Below are 16,378 nucleotides of genomic sequence, written 5' to 3'. Positions count from 1 at the left end.
TCACGACACCTCCTGTAAGGCGGTGGCTGTTGCTGGTGTCTGCAAGGGAATCTCGAAATGCATAAACACCTCGCGCAATGCTTCGGCAAGTTGGTCGATCTGCGTGTCGCTGTGATTCGGGGTAGCGTTAACCCGAAAGCGTTCGGTGCCGACTGCCACCGAGGGGAAGTTGATTGGCTGCAAGTAAATGCCGTGTACGCGCAGCAGCCTTTCGGCGGCGGCCTTGCATTTACCTGCGTCGCCGATCTGTACCGGCAGCACATGCGTGGTTGAGCACGGCATCACAGGGATGCCAAAGGCATTCAACGCTTGCCGCAGGCGACGGGTCTGCACATGCAGTCGTTCGCGTTCATCTACATGCGCTTTCAGGTGCTCGACGCTGGCCAGGCAACCGGCCGCCACCGCTGGCGGCAGCGACGTGGTGAAGATGAAGCCAGTGGCGAACGAGCGAACTGCGTCGATTAGCCATGATGTACCGGCGATGTAGCCGCCGATCACGCCAATCGCCTTGGCCATCGTGCCCTGGATGATGTCCACTTGATCGGCAACGCCTTCGAGCGCCGCCAGCCCGGCACCGCGCGCGCCATACATGCCCACCGCATGAACTTCGTCCAGATAGGTCAGCGCGTTGTGGCGGTGGGCCAGAGCGACAATCTCGGCGATGGGCGCAACATCGCCATCCATGGAATACACCGACTCGAAGATCACGATCTTCGGCCGTTCGCGCGGATACTGAGCCAGCAGCGTTTCCAGATGCGACAGGTCGTTATGACGGAAGACCTGGCGCTCACCAGTCGTCGCACGGATGCCGTTGATGATTGAGGCATGGTTCATTTCGTCGCTGATGACCACACAGTCGGGAATCTGCCGCAACAGGCACTGCAGCGACGCATCGTTAGAACTGAAACCCGTTGGAAAGACCAGTGCCGCCTCTTTGGCATGCCAATCGGCCAGGCTGCGCTCTAACTTGTCGTAGAGCCCGTGGCTGCCGCCGATGTTGCGCGAACCACCCGAGCCGGCACCGTAGAGATCAATCGCCTCGTGCATGGCCTTGCGCACGACCGGATGCTGGGACATGCCCAAGTAGTCGTTGCTGCACCAGACAACCACCGAACGCTCGTCGTTGCCTTCGAGCTGCGCCAACGGGTACTGGCCGCAGATCCGGTTCAAGGTCACAAAGGTGCGGTATTGCCCGGTCGCCTTCAATCCATTCAGCTTTTCACTCAACAAGCGCTGGTACATGCCCATTTCTCCTTGGTTCCGCTACACCTCAATGGCGATTTCGCAAGCACCCGCTGCGGGCCGTTGCGGCACTGAAACAGTGGGATATACCGATTGTGGGTGCGTCTTTTAACTATTACAATTTAACTATTTATACTGTTACTCAAGGTAATGGCATGAGTATCATTCGCAATATGGAGCGCACCCGCAAGGAACTGTCCGAGTTCCTGCGCAGCCGTCGCGAGCGGCTGAGCCCGATAGACGCAGGCTTACCGGCGGGTGGTCGCCGCCGCACGCCGGGGCTGCGGCGCGAAGAGGTGGCGGCTCTGGCTGGCGTGGGCTTGACCTGGTACACATGGCTGGAGCAAGGGCGCGATATCAGCGTGTCCGCCACCTTCCTGGACAACCTGGCACGCGTGCTCAAACTCGATGCGGCGGAGCGGCGCTACCTGTATTTGCTCACGCAACAACGCCCGCCCGCCGAGCCGGGCAAGACGTGGTGCGTCGTACCGCCAGTGATTCATCGGCTCATGGGCGACCTGATCACACGCCCCGCCTATGTCATCAATCTGCGTTGGGACGTCCTGGCCTGGAACACAGTGGCGGACCGTGTATTTCGCTTTTCCCAACATGCTCCTGAGCGCCGCAACTTGTTGTGGATGTTGTTCGCTGACGAACCGACCCAGGCGCTGTTCGATCCTTGGGATGACCAGGCGCTGCAAATGCTGTCCCACTTTCGCCGTGATTTCGTCAAAGCAACGCAGGAGCCTGATATCTGTGCATTGATTAAGGATTTAGAGAAGGTCTCACCTGACTTCCGAGAATGGTGGCAACGGCAGGACATTCACGGACCTGACCATGGCTGGCGGCGCCTGCATCTCGAAGGGATCGGTCCGGTGGCATTCGACTACACCAAGCTGACGATTGACGAAGATCATCATTTGCGGCTGGTGTACTACGCGGCAATGGAAGATGACGGCGGCACGCGAGGATTCGCGAAGTGGTTAAACCAGGCCGAAGCGACGGAGGCTTGAGATTCGGGCATACGGGCTAACCGATGGCAGGCCCCCGTTGCCGCCCAATCTCCCAGGAAGCGGCACCGCCGCGAAATCCATTCGCCGCAGCTTTCACGCTGTCGCGTGCCTGCTCCATGGCAAGGAAAATTCGAGGAACATGCTCTAGAAACAACATCCCAGCGCGAGTCAGCCTGGTGCTACGACTGGTTCGGACGAAAAGTTGCGTGCCAAGTCCTTCTTCGAGTTCCTTGATGGCTCGCGATAGCGGTGATTGTTCCATATGCAGCTTCTCCGCTGCATGAGCAAAATGAAGTTCCTTAGCCACAGCCCAGAAACAGCGGAGATGCCGTAGTTCCATTGCGCCTCCGTGATTCTGGTAACGGCTTCATGGGATATGGCGTTTAGCCACTCGTAAGAACTGCTGGAAAGCTAACTGCGGTCAGTCGCCGCACTGACAAGTTGATGGTCATAGGTGTGTGTGGTGGCCGCTTCGAGCATCACCCATGCTGCATCCTCGTAAGACACAAATGGGCCGGCATCACGGTTGATCCGCACCGAAGCACGCACGTCCTGGCTGCGCTGGCCGACACTCGTCATGCGACCAGCACAGAAGATCATGTAATCAATGCCCGCCTGCTGGATCGCGTCGAGGCATGCACCATGCGAACGATAGGCGCCTTCTACCCAACTGCCCAAGTGCAAGAGCCGCTTGTAGTTGGGCGTGACGCCATCGTCGGCCAGAACGTTCGTCGTGCCACCGGGCCAACACAGTTTCTTGACCCCATTGCGCTTGACCGCCGCCGCCAACTCCCGCGCCAAATGAGGGTCAGCGCCCCGACCCGACAGGACGACATCCACTCCCGACAGAGCTTTATCCAGCACTTGTGGTTGCGAGCCGTCGCCGACCTCGATCCGATCCAGTTTTTCGACAAGTTCGCGGCCTAATGTGGCTTCGAGCTTGGCCTGGTTTCTCACGAGAACGGAAACGCGAAGCCCTCGTTCCATCGCCTCTTGTACCATGCACGTCCCGAGGCCACCCACACCAACGATCAATACGTTTGTTGATTGCATCGTCTTAACTCCTATGGCACGAAATTCAGCCATTGATCAGCCTTGCAGAGCTGGCATCACCACTTCCTGCACGATCTGCATACCTTCAGGGGTAGCCCAATTGGCGGTTAGTTCGGCAATCACCTGATTGGTGCTCGTCAGCGTCACGCCGTTCTTTTCCATGCGGCTCAAGGCGATTTCGTCTGCAAACTTGGTGGGCGACGCGCCGGCATCGGCGACCACCTGAACCTCATAACCATCACTTACCAGGCTGAGTGCGGGATAGACAGTGCAAACGTCGTTGGTTACGCCGGCAATGATGATCTTCTTGCGGCCGGTCGCTTTGACCGCTGCCGCGAAGTTCTCGTCGTCCATCGCATTGACGATGCCTAGGCGCTTGATGCGGGCGGCGAACTCGGCCGGCAGGATGGTTTCCAGTTCGGCCAGCAGCGGCCCTTGGGCGTATTCCTCCATACTGGAAGTCAGCACCGTCGGGATCTTGAGGATCTTGGCGGTCTTGGCCAGCATCAACGCATTGCGCTTGAGCTCCTCGAAGGGCATGGATTTGGCCCATCCCATCGTGCCGGTTTGATGGTCGATCAGCAGCAGGACGGCATTCTCGCCGGTGAATCGTTCGTAAGTCATGATGAAAACTCCTTGAGGTTTAGAGATGTAGCGTAAGCAGGTGAACGGCGTGTCCGCCGTACAGGGGGCATCCACCTTGCAGGGGCTGACATCACAGCTGCCAGTCCCACAATCACCTGATTGGCACAGGGCTGAAATGCCCGATTGCGGCGGCCCTTTTCACCGCAATCAGCCACTCGACTAGGATTGCGCCATCGTCGGGTAGTCGATGTAGCCACGGCCTTCGCCCTGGTAGAAGGTCGCCTTGTCGGCCTCGTTCAGCGGCGCACCTTGCTTGAACCGCTCAACCAGGTCGGGGTTGGCAAGGAACGCAGCGCCGAACGAAATCAGGTCAGCATCGCCCGAGCGGATGGCCTGCGCAGCGCGTTCGGAGTTGTAGCCGCCGTTGGCAATGTAGGTTCCACCGAAGCGGCGCTTAAGTTCGACGAAATCGAATTCGCCTGCGCCGTACTGTAAGACGTGCAGGTAGGCCAGCCCATACTGCGAGAGCATCTGGACGACGTATCCGAAAGTCTCCTGCGGGTTGCTGTCGCTCATGGAGAAGCCGTCGAAGATGGGCGAGAGACGGATGCCGGTACGGTCGGCGCCGAAGACCGGAATCACGGCCTCGACCACTTCCTTGAGGAAGCGGGTACGGTTCTCCACCGAACCGCCATAGGTATCGGTGCGGGTGTTGGTGCCGTCGCGCAGGAACTGGTCGATCAGGTAGCCGTTGGCTGCGTGGATCTCCACGCCATCGAATCCGGCAAGCTTGGCGTTCTCGGCGGCCTTGCGGAAGTCAGCGACGATGCCGGGGATCTCCAGAATGTCCAGTGCCCGAGGCGCTTCCAGCGTCTTGAGACCCTCGGGGGTGAAGATTTCGCCATCGGCCCTGATCGCGGACGGTGCCACCGGCAGCACGCCGCTGGGCTGTACCGCGCGATGCGACAGTCGGCCGGTGTGCCAGATTTGCAGGAAGATCAGACCGCCTTCGGCGTGAACGGCATCGGTGACCAGTTTCCAGCCGGCGATCTGCGCGTCGGTGAAGATGCCGGGCGTGCGCGGATAGCCCTTGCCCTGGGCCGAAACTTGGGAAGCCTCGGTAATGATGAGGCCGGCAGTGGCACGTTGACGGTAATACTCGGCGACCAGCGCAGTTGGCGCGTCACCTGCGCCAGCGCGGCTGCGCGTCAACGGCGACATGACCATATGGTTCTTGAGCGTAAGCGCCCCTACCTTGGCCGGAGAAAACAACGGTTCGAGCGAGTTGTTCATGATGATCTACTTCCTTTCAATAGAAATCGGTTGATTCCGTGGTTAACAATGCGGTCGCCTGCGCCTTTCAGACTTAGAAGATTTCTTCCATGACATCCAGAACTTGGCTGCCCTGACAAACAAGGCGGCGTTGTCGGCACCGATGTGTTCTCTGCTCATGATGGCCGTCCTTGATCCTGCGTGCCGAGTGGCCGGCCACCGAAGAACACGACTTTTGCGCTGCCTTCGACCGCTTCCAGCTTGATTCGGTACGGTCTTTCCTGCTGCGAAAAAATGGGCAGCTTGAAATCGTCGCGCGCGAAGCGGCGACCATTCACCAGCAGCGACCCGAAGATCGGCATGGCAAAGGCGCAATGGCTTGCAGCAATCGGCAAGACCAGCTCAGCGCCGTTATCCAGCGATATGTCCAGCACATCGACGGGCGTTGGCGGCGTCAGCGGAGAGCGGGCGTCCCCAAAGGCACCAAGCGGCACGCGAACCTTGGCACCAGGCATCTGCACAACCGGCACGTCGTGCGGCTCCAGGCTCAATGCGCCTGGAGCCATGTCCTTCTGATGAGGGGCGAGGTCGATGAAGATTTGCAGGGAATGAACGGTCTTGCCGGTCTCCGCCGGCACTTCCTCATGCACGATCCCGTTTCCTGCCGTCGTCCAATGCAGACCACCAGGCAGGATCAAATTGCGATTGCCGAGCGAATCACGGTTGTCGATACCAGTTTCCGAATCGAGAAACAGGTAAGACATGGAAGAAATACCGTGGTGGGCATGCGGCGGGAAGGTGGGCGCACTCATCCAGGCATGGTCAACGCCCAGGAATGGATCGAACGGCGTGCCGGTGTTGCGCAAGCTGCACGCCCGGAAATGATTACCGCGATTGGCCGGCAGCAGCGCGGAGACAGCAGGTATTGCCACGGGGGCGCTAGCCCCATCGCGGACGCTATGGGGCGTGTTCATGCGCTCAAGACGCGGAGCGTCGGCTGGATGCCCCGCTGGTTGTTTGCGTCGTTGCACGATGATGTCCTCGAAGTTGCCGTGGAGAGATCATCGTTCTTATTGATTTTGAGATAAATATGGTATTTTGCAGATGACTGCTACATGGGTGAAATAATGGAGCCGAAACTCAATGACATGCGCCTGTTCGTCGAGGTCGCCAAGGCCAAGAGCTTTCGACGGGCGGCCGACGCGCTTGGGATGCCGAACCCTACACTGTCGCGCCGCGTCGGTGCCTTGGAGAAAGCCATCGGTCTGCGCCTGTTGCACCGCACGACGCGAAAGGTTGAACTGACCGAGGCCGGACAGATTTACTTTGAGCGGTGCAGGCGCATCGTCGATGAGGCCCGCCTGGCACATGAACAACTCGGCGAAATGCTCGCGCAGCCCAGTGGCTTGTTGCGTGCGTCACTTCCCGTTGACTTCGCTGTGACCTACCTGGCGCCGCTGGTGGTCGAGTTCGCCAGTCGCTATCCGGGCATTGCCTTCGACTTCGACCTCACGCCCAGGAGAGTTGATTTGGTAAGCGAGCCGTTTGACGTGGCGATACGCACTGGTAAGCCCGAGAACTCGCAACTGATCGCACGTCTGCTGGCTGAACTACCGGCGTATCTCTATGCCTCGCCCCGGTATCTCGAACGCATGGGCGACCCGACGAAGCCCGCCGATCTGGAACAGCACGAATGCCTTGGCATCTTGAAAGCGACATCATGGACACTGCATGACAAGACGGCCACCACGACAGTTTCGTTCGGCGGGGGCCGCTTTGCACTCAACAGCATCGGGATGATTCGCCGGCTGGCTACGCTCGACATGGGCATCATCCTGATGCCCGAGCAGTTGGTCGCCGATGACATCGCCAGCGGGAAATTGCGGCAGGTCTTGCCCCAGTGGCGAGGCGATCCCGTGCCTGTCTATGCCATGACTGAAACCCGCTTGTTGCCGGCAAAAACGCAGCGCTTCATCGAGTTTCTGCGCGAGCGCCTGGGACGCTGAGGGTTGTCCCGAAGTCAATCCGGCCTAGCCTTTTACGGCCTTGACTACTTCGGCGACGTTGGCACCGAAGGCTTCGGCCGTTTTCAGGTCGTTGCGGGCAGCCGCCTTGTGGTTGGATTCTCGCCACTCTGGAAAGCGATATTCATTGATTTCTCGCAGTCCGGTGTCAGGTGATTCCAGGCCCGCGCTGCCGCCCAATCTCCCATGACACACCGCCGTCGCGCATCGTTGCCGCAATCTGCTGTCTCAGCCGCTGCTCGATGACGGGCCTCCACGGCACCAGGCTGAACCCCATGCCATCATCAAGCATTGCGTAACGCCCACTGGCGAGCATCACACTGCGCCGATAGATGCCGACCACGCGCTGGCCATCCGTGACGGGCCGATGTTCCAGGCCAGTTTCTGCGGCAATGCTTTTGGCGGCCTGCGCCAGTTCGCGATTGCGCAGCGTGCCCAGCAGGTTCCGGGCGAGGATCACGCGCTGTCCGCGCCGCTCTGCCAGCCCCTGTTCGGCAAGGAAGTCGGCACGCTGCTGCATTGCCTGCTTGACCTCGCTGCCAAAGCCCAGCTCGCCCAGGCCCGAGCCGCCGCCGATCAATTGCTGGTCGAGCCAGGTGGCCCCGATCACGCGGGCCTGCCGCTCAATGGGCAGGTGCGATTTCAGCTCCACGGCCACGCCGCCCAGGCGTTGCGCGTCGTAGCGGCGGCCCTGCTCGGGCAGGTCGTCTGGCACCTTCCATAGCCCTTCGGCCACGCGCTCCACGATGCCGACCCGGCGCAGGGCTTCCAGTCGGCGGACGTGGGCCGCGACGACTTCCTGCGGGTCACGCCCAGCCTTGGCCCGGCCTTGTTCGATCGCCAAGTGATGATCTGTGCGGTACAGGCCACCGCTCGCCAGCCCAGCGACGTTCTTGTCGGCCGCCCGCACCTCGGCGGAACCACGCACTTCCACCACCGCACCGGCGGGATAGTTCGCCAGCTCGTCGCGGGCGTTCAAGGCGACGTAGTGGGCCTTGCCGTCCACACCGTCGATGACCAGATAGCCGCGGTCGTGCAGCTCGTCGGCCAGCCCCTTGGCGGCGACGCGACCGATGACAGTGCGGCCATCCTTGCCCGGCTCGAACACCGCCAGTTCGCGCGGTTGCCCGCTCATGGCCCGCTGCATGGTGCGGATGATGTCGCCACGCTCACCCAGGGCGCGCAAGGTCTTCTCCGCGTCCGCATGGACAGCCCAGGTGCCGGGCTGCGCTTCTTCAGCCAGGCCCAGGCGCTGCAAGCGTTGCAGACGGCCGATCAGCAGCAGGCGCTGGCGTTGCAGCCGGGGTTCGTTGAAGCGTTCGATCTGCACCCGGCCATCCTCGCCAGCCTCGCGCTGCAACGTGCGGTCGAGGCTCGTCCACCGCTCCTGTTCCACCTCGCGCTGCAAGGTCTGCTGGATCTCCAGTTCGGTGCGCGGCCCGAGCCATTCCGTCGCCAGCTCTGCGGCGCGATGGCGGAAGCCGTGGGCGATGTAGTCGCCCGCGATGATGAGGTCTTTGCCCGTGTCGTCGCGTCCGCGCACGATCAGGTGAGTGTGCGGGTTATCGGTGTTCCAGTGATCGACCGCCACCCAATCCAGCCGCGTGCCCAGGTCGGCTTCCATGCGGTTCACCAGATGCTGGGTGTAGGTGCGCAAGTCGTCCAGTTCGGCCCCGTCCTCCGGGGAGACGATGAAGCGGAAATGGTGCCGATCGTCGGCGGCCCGCTCCTTGAAGGCGTCGAGGTCGGCCTCGTCGGTCTGCGGCCCGTAGGCCCGGCCCGGTTCGCCATCGCGGCCGGCGCCGTCGCGCTCGATGTAGCGCAGATGCTTGGCAAGCGACTGCGGGCTGGCATTGCGTTGATTGACCAGCAGGGTCTTGATCGTCACGCGCCGAGACATGGGCGTCAGCTTCGCCCCGGCGAAACGCGCCGCCGTATGGCCGCGTCCCAGGCGCGAGCCGGGCCGCTGGCCTGCGCGCTGGCCCTGGCCGCCGGACGCGGCGGAATGGCGCATCGAGGACTTGCCGCCGCTGGCCTTGCCAGCCTGCTTGAGCACCTTGGAAACGAAGCTCTGGCCCTGGCCCTTACCCCGATTCTTCGGGGCGCTGGGGCGCACGCGGAAATCGTCGTCGCGGCGGTCGGTCATGGCCACTCTACCTGCAAGCTCTGGCGTGTCCCGTCGTGCGAAGCACGCGGACATGCCTGCATTGGCGCGACCTTCGCGCCCCACGCGGCACGGCGGCGGAGCCGCTGCGTGCCGCGCCACCCCCATGTGCAGACAGGCTCTCGACGCGGCCTGGTGCCGCGTCCTTTTGTCTTGCCTTCCGCCTTTGCCCTTCGCTGTCGCTCCGGGCGTCGGTGGCCCGGCGGCGCTGCGCTGCTTGCAGCCAGCCAGCCGGCGAACGCGCAGATGAACGAGCTGAGGGCCGCAGGCCGGGCGCGTTCGAGGCAAGACGCCTGCACGTTGGACGGCTGCGCCGGATGTTGCGCGAAGCGCGGCGCGAATGCGCCCGCGCTGCACGCGCGACGACACGGCGGCAGCCACCGGAACGACATGCCCGATGGCACGATGAGATGCACGGCAACGTGCAGCGAATCGGCGGCCATCATGGGCGTGTTTCCAGCCAGACCGGATACGCGACGCCGATCACGGCGGATGCGCTGACCGGCCCGAAATAGCGGCTGTCGAACGACGCTGGATTGGTCACGCTCAACAGGAACAGCTCGCCCGATTCGAGGCGGCGGCAAAGCTGCAAGGATGGCAGCGGCCAGCCCAGCCGGTCGGCAGGCAGCGCGGCGGCCGCAGGCACGCCGTCGATGCGTACCTGCCCGGCGACGATGCAAACGTGTTGCGGCGCGGCCGCGCCCACACGTTTGAGTAGCGGAACGCGGGTCGGCAGGTAGCCGCGCTGCGCAGCCAGCATGGCGGCCCTGTCGGGCAGCGGCACCAGCACGATGCTGTCCACGGACAACGGACGTGGCAGCGAGGCGGTGCGCGGGTCGAACGGTTCGATGCGATACCAGCCGACCGCCACGCTGTCGGACGGGTTGTAGGTCAGACGCGGCAGCGGCGACACGAAAGCCGCCCAGGCCAGCGCAGCGAGGCCGACGGCGGCGAAGCCCGCCAGCACGATGCGAACGCGCAGGCGCGAGCGAGGTTGCGGCGCGACTTCGTGCGTGCATGGGGTGTTGGATTGGGTCGTCATGGCAGCGCCCTTCCGGCCAGCCAGGCGGCGTGCCGCTCGGCGGTGTATTCGGGCAGCGCCAGGCGGGCCGCCAGACGGTTGCCCAGCGTGCGCCAGTACGCTGGCGACACGTCGATGGCGGCGATGCCTTGCCCTTCGATGCCGTCGATGCGTTCCAGCACGGCACGCACCGCGTTTTCGCCTTCGGCGTGCAGCAGCAGGCGTGCGCCGGGCCGCACGCCGGGGATGCGCTGCATGTCGTCCAGCGGCGTGGCGGCTTGCATCACCATGAGCTGCCAGCGGATCGTGCCGTAGTCGTTTGCTTCCCAGCGCACGCGGCAGAACATCGCAAGCGGCAGGAACACCGCGCAGCGCCGCCAGCGGTCGAGCCGCAACGTGCGCGCCGGTTCGCCGAAACGCAGGTAGAGCTTGAAGCGCGGTTCGATGTAGGCGAGCGATACGCGAGTCAGCGGCACGCTGCCGGCCTGGCCGGCGAGCGTCGAAAGCGAAGGCGGCGGCGCAGCAGCCGGTGCAGCCGTCGCCGCGTGAGCGGCAAGCAAGGCGGATGCGTTCATGGCAGGTTCTCCGGGCGCTTGTCGGGGAACTCCCGTTCCAGCAAGCCGCGCAGCAACTCGGCCACGGTCACGCCCTGGCCGAAGGCGGCGATCTTGATGCGTGCACGTAGCGCGGGCGTCACGTCGAGCGTCAGGCGGGCCGTATAAAGGTCGCCCTTGTTGAGCGCATCGGCATCGCCCTGGCGAATCCACGCCTCGGCGTGTGGATTCGCGGGCGGACGTGCGCCGATGCCGACGCGCTTGCTGCGCGGGCTGCTCATGTCGGTCACCGCAGCAGTTCATCGGTGAGCACGGCGATCTCGCGGGCGGCGGCGCTGTCGGGCGCCGTCTCGCGGGCGAGCCGGCCAGCGGCCACGCTGTCGGCGAAGACGATGCGCTGGCGCACTTCGCTGCGCAGCGCCGGCAGCGGCTGTTCGGCCAGCGATTGCCGCGCTTCCCTGCCGATGATGGTGGTGCTGACGCGCCGGTTGATGACGAAGGCCGCGTGCAGCGCAGGCCGGAACACCTGCGCTTCGCGGATCAGCGCCACCATCTCGGCGCTGGCCCACAGGTCATACGGACTGGGCTGCACGGGAATCAGCACGCGCTCGGCCGCCAGCAGCGCGGAACGCGCCAATGCGGCGATGCGCGGCGGGCCGTCGATGATGACGTGATCGGCGCGGCGGGCCAGCTCCGGCGCTTCCTGATGCAGCGTCTCGCGGGCGAGGCCCACGGTGCTGAACAGCCGGGGCAAGCCCTGCTGGCTTCTGCGCTGCGTCCAGTCCAGTGAGGAACCCTGCGGGTCGGCATCCAGCAGGATGACGTGCAGACCGCGCATCGCCAGTTCGCCCGCGATGTGCGTGGCGAGCGTGGTCTTGCCGACGCCGCCTTTCTGATTGAGAAGCGCGAAGATCATGACGCGGCCTCCCATGCTGGAAAGCCGGGATTCACCTGCCCTGCAAAACGCTGTTCGCTGTGCCGTTTGGCGGTTGTCCACCGAAACGGTGCGCTTCTACTAAAAGTTAGAGATTTATAGTTAGGTAAGTTAGAGAGGCTGAAAACCCGCGCCATTACTGGCTTTGCGGCGTTTTCGTACTCCTGATAGCACGATAGGCGTACTCCCGATAGCACGATACCGGGTACTCCTGATAGCACGAGGCCGTCCACAGCTTTTCCCGCAGTTATCCCCGTGCCGTATGCAGCACGGGCCGGAAGGTCAGCAGTTCGGTGTTGTCGTCCGGCATGCGCTCGATGCCGAGGACGTAGCCGGGTAACGACTGCCGTGCCACCAGCACGCGCAGGTCGTAGGCGAAGTCCGAGAAGCGAGCCGCGCTGCCGGATTTGCGATGCAGATGCCGGAAGTCGAATTGCCAGCCGTGTTCCTGCCGCCCGCCGTGCTTGCGTACCAAGCGGTACAGCCAGCGTTCGATGCCGCCCTTCAAGCGGAAATAAGCCGGGTCGATGGTCAGCACCAGGGCGGCGTCGAGCACGCCGGCATAGAACCAGTCCGGCAGGATCAGCTCGATGCCCAGCGGCGTGCCGCTGGCATCGGCCAGTTCGCGCCATTCGTTGATCCACGAAAAGCGATGCAAGCGCCTGCCCGTGGTTTCTCGGATGGACGTGGCCACACTGGTCGATTGCAGCCGGTCGAGCGCCGCTTTCAGGCGCAGGTAGTCGTTGAGGGATGTGCCGCGCCCGATGAAACGCAGGATCTCGTAGGGCGTGGCGTGTATCCAGCGCGACGGGCGAATGCCCGCGTCGCGTGCCTCCACGATCTGTGAGGCCGCCCAAATCAAAACGTCGGCATCCCATATCGTGGCGATGCCGTGCTCGGCCGTGCCTTCCACGCGGATGGTGATGTTCCCGCTGCGGAAGTCGATCGGCGCGATGCGCCGCGATTTCGCCAGCGAGAAGAATGGAAAGGCCATCAAGTCCTGGCTGTCGCGTGGCGCCATGTCGCCCGGCAGCGCGCGGAACAGGTCGAGCTGTTCGCACTGCGGCAAGGCTTGCCCTGGAGGGCCGGACATGGCGAAGGCCACCCACGCGCCGACGATCAGCGGCCATCACGGTAGTCACCCGCGTGGCGTTCGGCGTATTCCGGGTCGGATGTGGCCTCGTAGCTGCGCTGGTCGGCCCAGGCATCGAGGTCGCTTACTGCGTACATGACGCGGCGACCGAACTTGCGGAACTTCGGGCCACCGCCGATCACGCGCTGCTTCTCCAGCGTGCGAGGACTGAGGCGCAGATACTCGGCGGCTTCGTCGTTGGTCAGGTAGCGTTGGGGCTGCGAGGGCGCAGCGACAGTAGCGGCGGCAGGCCGCAAGGGAGAGGGTCGCATGGGGTGTACCTCCATCAAGCCCGGCCACACCACGCGGCCGGATAGAGGCACTTTCAAGAAAGCAAGGCTTCTTGCTAAGGGACGATTTGCAGGGGGCGCGAAACGTCCCCCCTCCTAATGCGACGGGAACGGCGGAAGCTGTGCCAGGCGGCGGTAGCCGCCGCGCATCAGCGCATCGCCCCGGCGCACCAAGCGCCGCACGCGGGCACGCAAGGCGCTGTCTTTGTGCCAATCGGCCGCGACGGCATCAACGCCGAACAGCCCCTCGGCAACCTCGCGCAAGGACGCGCCCGCCAGGGTCGCGTCGAGTGCCTGCAAGGTGTGCAATTCCAGCACTGCGGCGTGCGTGGGCCGCGAGCGGGTCGCCGCCGCAGGCGTGGCCCCGGTTGCAGTGGACAACGCATCCAGCCCAGCCGCCAGTGCGCGATAGCGTGCGCAAGGCGTAGTGCAGCCTCGGATGGCGTAGAGGTAGGCCATTCCGTCGGCCATGCTCGGCGTGAGCGTGAGCCGCACGCAGCAGCCGGGCCATTGCGCCGTCAGCATCAGGCGCTTGCCATCATGGATCAGGTGCTTGCGTCCTGGGACGTTCCAGAACTCGAAGGCATCGGCATCCGGCGGCGGGTCGTCGTCCGGGTAGAGCTGGATCACGCCATCGTGATCGGGGAACCACGCCGGATGCGCGTCGCGTGCATCCAGGGCGGGATCTTCCAGCAGGCGCAAGCCCCAACGATGCGCCGTATCTGGTCGGCGGCGGCGGTGCAGCCAGTCGCGCCGGTAGTCAGGGTTTCGGCGCAGGTACTCCCAGGCCAGCGCGGGGCCGCCCTGGTGCAGAACGTAGAGATAAGCCGCTGTCGGATACCAGTGTTCGACGCTGCGATCAGTCATGACGGAACCTCCCTGTGCTTGGGGTGCGTCGCCTGGATTACGTCGTGCGGGAGCTATCGAATCACCATCAGGTTGTCATCGAAATCGGGGTAAGCTGTAACTACTGGTGTCAAGACAGATTCGCTCCGGGGCATTGCTGAAATCGTCTGAATGCGACGGCTGCGCCGCCACGAAAATGGTGCGCGGCATGGCGCACGGTGCAGCAGCCCGCGCCAAAGATCATGACTGTTTGCGTCAGAAGCGCACCGCTTCGGTGCAAGGATGTGGATTCAGACCTGCCCGGTCTTGGGTAAGACCGAAATAGTCACGATGCGCCCGTTTGACCCGGCTGCGCTGGCTTGCATCAATCCATGATCGAGCCGTTTTCCTGCGCCAGCCGCACGTATTCCGATAGTTGCCGCACAGGTTGAAAGTAACTGTCGCGCATCACGGGCCGCTTGCATGGCCCGACGATGGCAGCCAGATCGGACAGCTTCACCGTTCCCAAGGCGGGCATCCCGATCCCGAGGTCGATCAGGCCGTAGGCCGTATCGCCATCGGTAGGATCGAGCGCGGACAGCAACCAGGTCGCGTGCGCGTCCGGGGTGAATAGCCGCACCACGGGCATCGGGTCGATGCTCTGGCCGGTGGCGCGCGCCTCGCCAACGGCGAGCAGTTGTGCGTGCTGTTCGGCAGTGATGAGCGGTTGGGTCATGGTTGGCACTCCCACGAATCCGACGATGCAAGGAGGAGCCTTCCTGCCAAAACACGGAAGCGGCGAAATGGATGCGTGCTTTCGTGCGAAAGCACGAAGGCGTAAGCCGTCGAATCCGTACAGGCACGGAAGTGCAGAAGCGGAATTGTGCAGGCCATGAAAGACACGGATGTGGCTCCACGGGTTTGAGGAAATCTGCATATGCGGATTTCCGTAAAAGCACGAAAGCGTGCCTCTCAGCCATAAATGAACACTATAGATTGTAGCCCTATAGGGCGCAATGGACTGTCATCTTGGTTTTTATGGGGAAACCAAGTTGGTGACAGCGAAACACTCATTGGCGACGGCGATACGGACAGTCAGGAAGGCGCGGGGCTTGAGCCAGGAAGCGTTTTCGGACGTGTCTAGCCGCACCTACATGAGTTCGCTGGAGCGCGACTTGAAAAGCCCGACCCTGCACAAGCTGACCGAGCTGTGCGAGGTCATGGAGGTGCATCCGCTCACGCTGCTGACGCTGGCCTATGCCGGCGACAGCACGGATAAGACCGATGAGCTGCTGGCGCGGGTACGCCAGGAGCTTGAGGCGGTGTTGAAAGAGCGCAGCACGCCGTAGCGTGCGTCGGCGTGTAAGACTGGATTCCGCAAGCGGAGCGCGTAGCGCCACAGGCGCGAAGGCGTGAGGGATTGAAGCCGCATGGCCGTGACGGCTTGCCGGCACGGGGCGCAGCCCGAAAGCCCGGCGGTGCTAGCAGCGCCGACACGCCATCTTGGATTTGCCTCCACGGGCATTGAACCTGCTGAATATGACTGCGGCAATACCGGAACCAGAAACGATCGGGCGCGAGCTGACGGTTTCCCGCTGCCGCGTGTTCGGTGCTGCGATAAGCAGCGCTGCACCCCGCCGCAATGGGCGGGGTGCTTGGGGCAGCCGTCAGGCCGCTTGCGGCCTGCTGCGTGACCAGATCAGATCGTGCGTGCCGTCCTCGCCTTCGATCAGGCGAGCATAGACCGGAGCCGGGAATGAAGGATCGTCGAGGGTCACGGACTTGTATTCCCGCCCGGCTTCGCTGGTCTTGTTCCACGCCGCGCCGATGTCGTGGCCGGCGGCCTGGAGGCGGAAGTCGGGGGCGTTCTCGCTGCTGCCCTTGTCGTTGGGAACCAGCTTGACCTTGACGTTGAGCGTCAGGGTGCGAAGCGTGCCGGTGAAACCGTCTTTGTCGGTGGTGAAGGTTCCGATGTTGGCCATGATGTTTTCTCCTTTCGGTTGAACAAGGTTCGCGCCCATCGCGTCCTTGTTGTGATCCGACCGGCGGGGGACGGGCTGGCTGCACCGCTTGCGGTCGCAACGCAGTGGAGAGCCGGGAGGCGAAAAGAATTTGCTGCGCGAGGAAGCCGCGCAGCGGCGGGGAAATTGTTTTCGCCGGACGGTTGCAGCCATGAAGCCCGAGGCGCAGCCGCGCCCCCGCCAGGATTCACAACGAGACAAGGACGCCTTGGGCCGAACCGCTCCGAAAGAAGATAGGGCCGGCTCGG

18 protein-coding genes and 1 pseudogene are annotated in these 16,378 nt (G+C 63.3%); 3 read left to right on the top strand and 16 right to left on the bottom strand.

Going from position 1 to position 16,378, the window contains the following annotated elements:
- Entirely contained in the window at window positions 1-1,242 is a 1,242-nt protein-coding gene (gene hemA, locus YS110_01085) for a 5-aminolevulinate synthase (GenBank protein ID UJB63455.1), read from the bottom strand.
- 155 nt (window positions 1,243-1,397) lie between these two features.
- Between hemA and YS110_01080 the strand changes: the two genes are divergently transcribed.
- Complete coding sequence (locus YS110_01080) at window positions 1,398-2,255, top strand: helix-turn-helix domain-containing protein (protein UJB63454.1); 858 nt, start codon at window positions 1,398-1,400, stop codon at window positions 2,253-2,255.
- 73 nt (window positions 2,256-2,328) lie between these two features.
- On the opposite strand, the pseudogene YS110_01075 reads toward YS110_01080, so the two are convergent.
- The 5 genes and pseudogenes from YS110_01075 to YS110_01055 form a co-directional block, all read right to left on the bottom strand.
- Window positions 2,329-2,595 (bottom strand): annotated as a pseudogene (locus YS110_01075) (LysR family transcriptional regulator).
- 71 nt (window positions 2,596-2,666) lie between these two features.
- On the bottom strand, window positions 2,667-3,308 hold the full coding sequence (locus YS110_01070) for an NAD(P)H-binding protein (protein UJB63453.1): 642 nt from the start codon (window positions 3,306-3,308) through the stop codon (window positions 2,667-2,669).
- A 36-nt stretch (window positions 3,309-3,344) separates the two neighbouring features.
- The gene (locus YS110_01065; GenBank protein ID UJB63452.1) at window positions 3,345-3,932 is read right to left on the bottom strand and encodes an isochorismatase family protein; all 588 of its coding nucleotides are present in this window, start codon (window positions 3,930-3,932) and stop codon (window positions 3,345-3,347) included.
- Window positions 3,933-4,112: 180 nt separating this feature from the next.
- Window positions 4,113-5,186: an alkene reductase gene (locus YS110_01060; protein ID UJB63451.1), complete on the bottom strand. Its 1,074-nt coding sequence runs from the start codon at window positions 5,184-5,186 to the stop codon at window positions 4,113-4,115.
- 155 nt (window positions 5,187-5,341) lie between these two features.
- Window positions 5,342-6,139 carry a pirin family protein gene (locus YS110_01055; protein UJB63450.1) on the bottom strand — a complete coding sequence of 266 codons (798 nt, stop codon included), beginning with the start codon at window positions 6,137-6,139 and terminating at the stop codon, window positions 5,342-5,344.
- 153 nt (window positions 6,140-6,292) lie between these two features.
- Here YS110_01055 and YS110_01050 point away from each other — a divergent pair, with 153 nt between their 5' ends.
- A complete protein-coding gene (locus YS110_01050; protein ID UJB63449.1) occupies window positions 6,293-7,171 on the top strand; it encodes a LysR family transcriptional regulator in 879 nt (292 codons plus the stop codon).
- Between the two features lie 166 nt (window positions 7,172-7,337).
- On the opposite strand, the gene YS110_01045 is transcribed toward YS110_01050, so the two are convergent.
- From YS110_01045 to YS110_01005, 9 genes are all read right to left on the bottom strand, one after another.
- Complete coding sequence (locus tag YS110_01045) at window positions 7,338-9,335, bottom strand: relaxase/mobilization nuclease and DUF3363 domain-containing protein (protein UJB63448.1); 1,998 nt, start codon at window positions 9,333-9,335, stop codon at window positions 7,338-7,340.
- Between the two features lie 460 nt (window positions 9,336-9,795).
- On the bottom strand, window positions 9,796-10,395 hold the full coding sequence (locus YS110_01040) for a S26 family signal peptidase (protein ID UJB63447.1): 600 nt from the start codon (window positions 10,393-10,395) through the stop codon (window positions 9,796-9,798).
- A complete protein-coding gene (locus YS110_01035; GenBank protein UJB63446.1) occupies window positions 10,392-10,949 on the bottom strand; it encodes a DUF2840 domain-containing protein in 558 nt (185 codons plus the stop codon). The genes YS110_01040 and YS110_01035 overlap by 4 nt, the downstream gene beginning before the upstream one ends.
- Window positions 10,946-11,209 carry a chromosome partitioning protein ParB gene (locus YS110_01030; protein UJB63445.1) on the bottom strand — a complete coding sequence of 88 codons (264 nt, stop codon included), beginning with the start codon at window positions 11,207-11,209 and terminating at the stop codon, window positions 10,946-10,948. The genes YS110_01035 and YS110_01030 overlap by 4 nt, the downstream gene beginning before the upstream one ends.
- Window positions 11,210-11,214: 5 nt before the next feature.
- A complete protein-coding gene (locus YS110_01025) occupies window positions 11,215-11,844 on the bottom strand; it encodes an AAA family ATPase (protein UJB63444.1) in 630 nt (209 codons plus the stop codon).
- A gap of 265 nt (window positions 11,845-12,109) precedes the next feature.
- Window positions 12,110-12,955, bottom strand: coding sequence for a replication initiator protein A (locus YS110_01020; protein ID UJB63443.1), 846 nt, complete (start codon window positions 12,953-12,955; stop codon window positions 12,110-12,112).
- A 26-nt stretch (window positions 12,956-12,981) separates the two neighbouring features.
- The gene (locus YS110_01015; GenBank protein UJB63442.1) at window positions 12,982-13,266 is read right to left on the bottom strand and encodes a helix-turn-helix domain-containing protein; all 285 of its coding nucleotides are present in this window, start codon (window positions 13,264-13,266) and stop codon (window positions 12,982-12,984) included.
- A 114-nt stretch (window positions 13,267-13,380) separates the two neighbouring features.
- Entirely contained in the window at window positions 13,381-14,151 is a 771-nt protein-coding gene (locus tag YS110_01010) for a DUF2285 domain-containing protein (protein ID UJB63441.1), read from the bottom strand.
- Window positions 14,152-14,494: 343 nt separating this feature from the next.
- Window positions 14,495-14,845 (bottom strand): DUF2958 domain-containing protein, encoded by a 351-nt coding sequence (locus tag YS110_01005; protein UJB63440.1) that lies wholly within the window; start codon window positions 14,843-14,845, stop codon window positions 14,495-14,497.
- Between the two features lie 319 nt (window positions 14,846-15,164).
- Here YS110_01005 and YS110_01000 point away from each other — a divergent pair, with 319 nt between their 5' ends.
- On the top strand, window positions 15,165-15,458 hold the full coding sequence (locus YS110_01000) for a helix-turn-helix transcriptional regulator (protein UJB63439.1): 294 nt from the start codon (window positions 15,165-15,167) through the stop codon (window positions 15,456-15,458).
- Window positions 15,459-15,776: 318 nt separating this feature from the next.
- On the opposite strand, the gene YS110_00995 is transcribed toward YS110_01000, so the two are convergent.
- Window positions 15,777-16,091 carry a DUF736 domain-containing protein gene (locus YS110_00995; GenBank protein UJB63438.1) on the bottom strand — a complete coding sequence of 105 codons (315 nt, stop codon included), beginning with the start codon at window positions 16,089-16,091 and terminating at the stop codon, window positions 15,777-15,779.
- Between the last annotated feature and the right edge of the window lie 287 nt (window positions 16,092-16,378).

Source organism: Acidovorax sp. YS12 (assembly GCA_021496925.1).
GTDB lineage: Bacteria > Pseudomonadota > Gammaproteobacteria > Burkholderiales > Burkholderiaceae_C > Paenacidovorax.
Note: the sequence above shows the minus strand (reverse complement) of the source record. Positions and strands in the feature narration are given on the sequence as shown.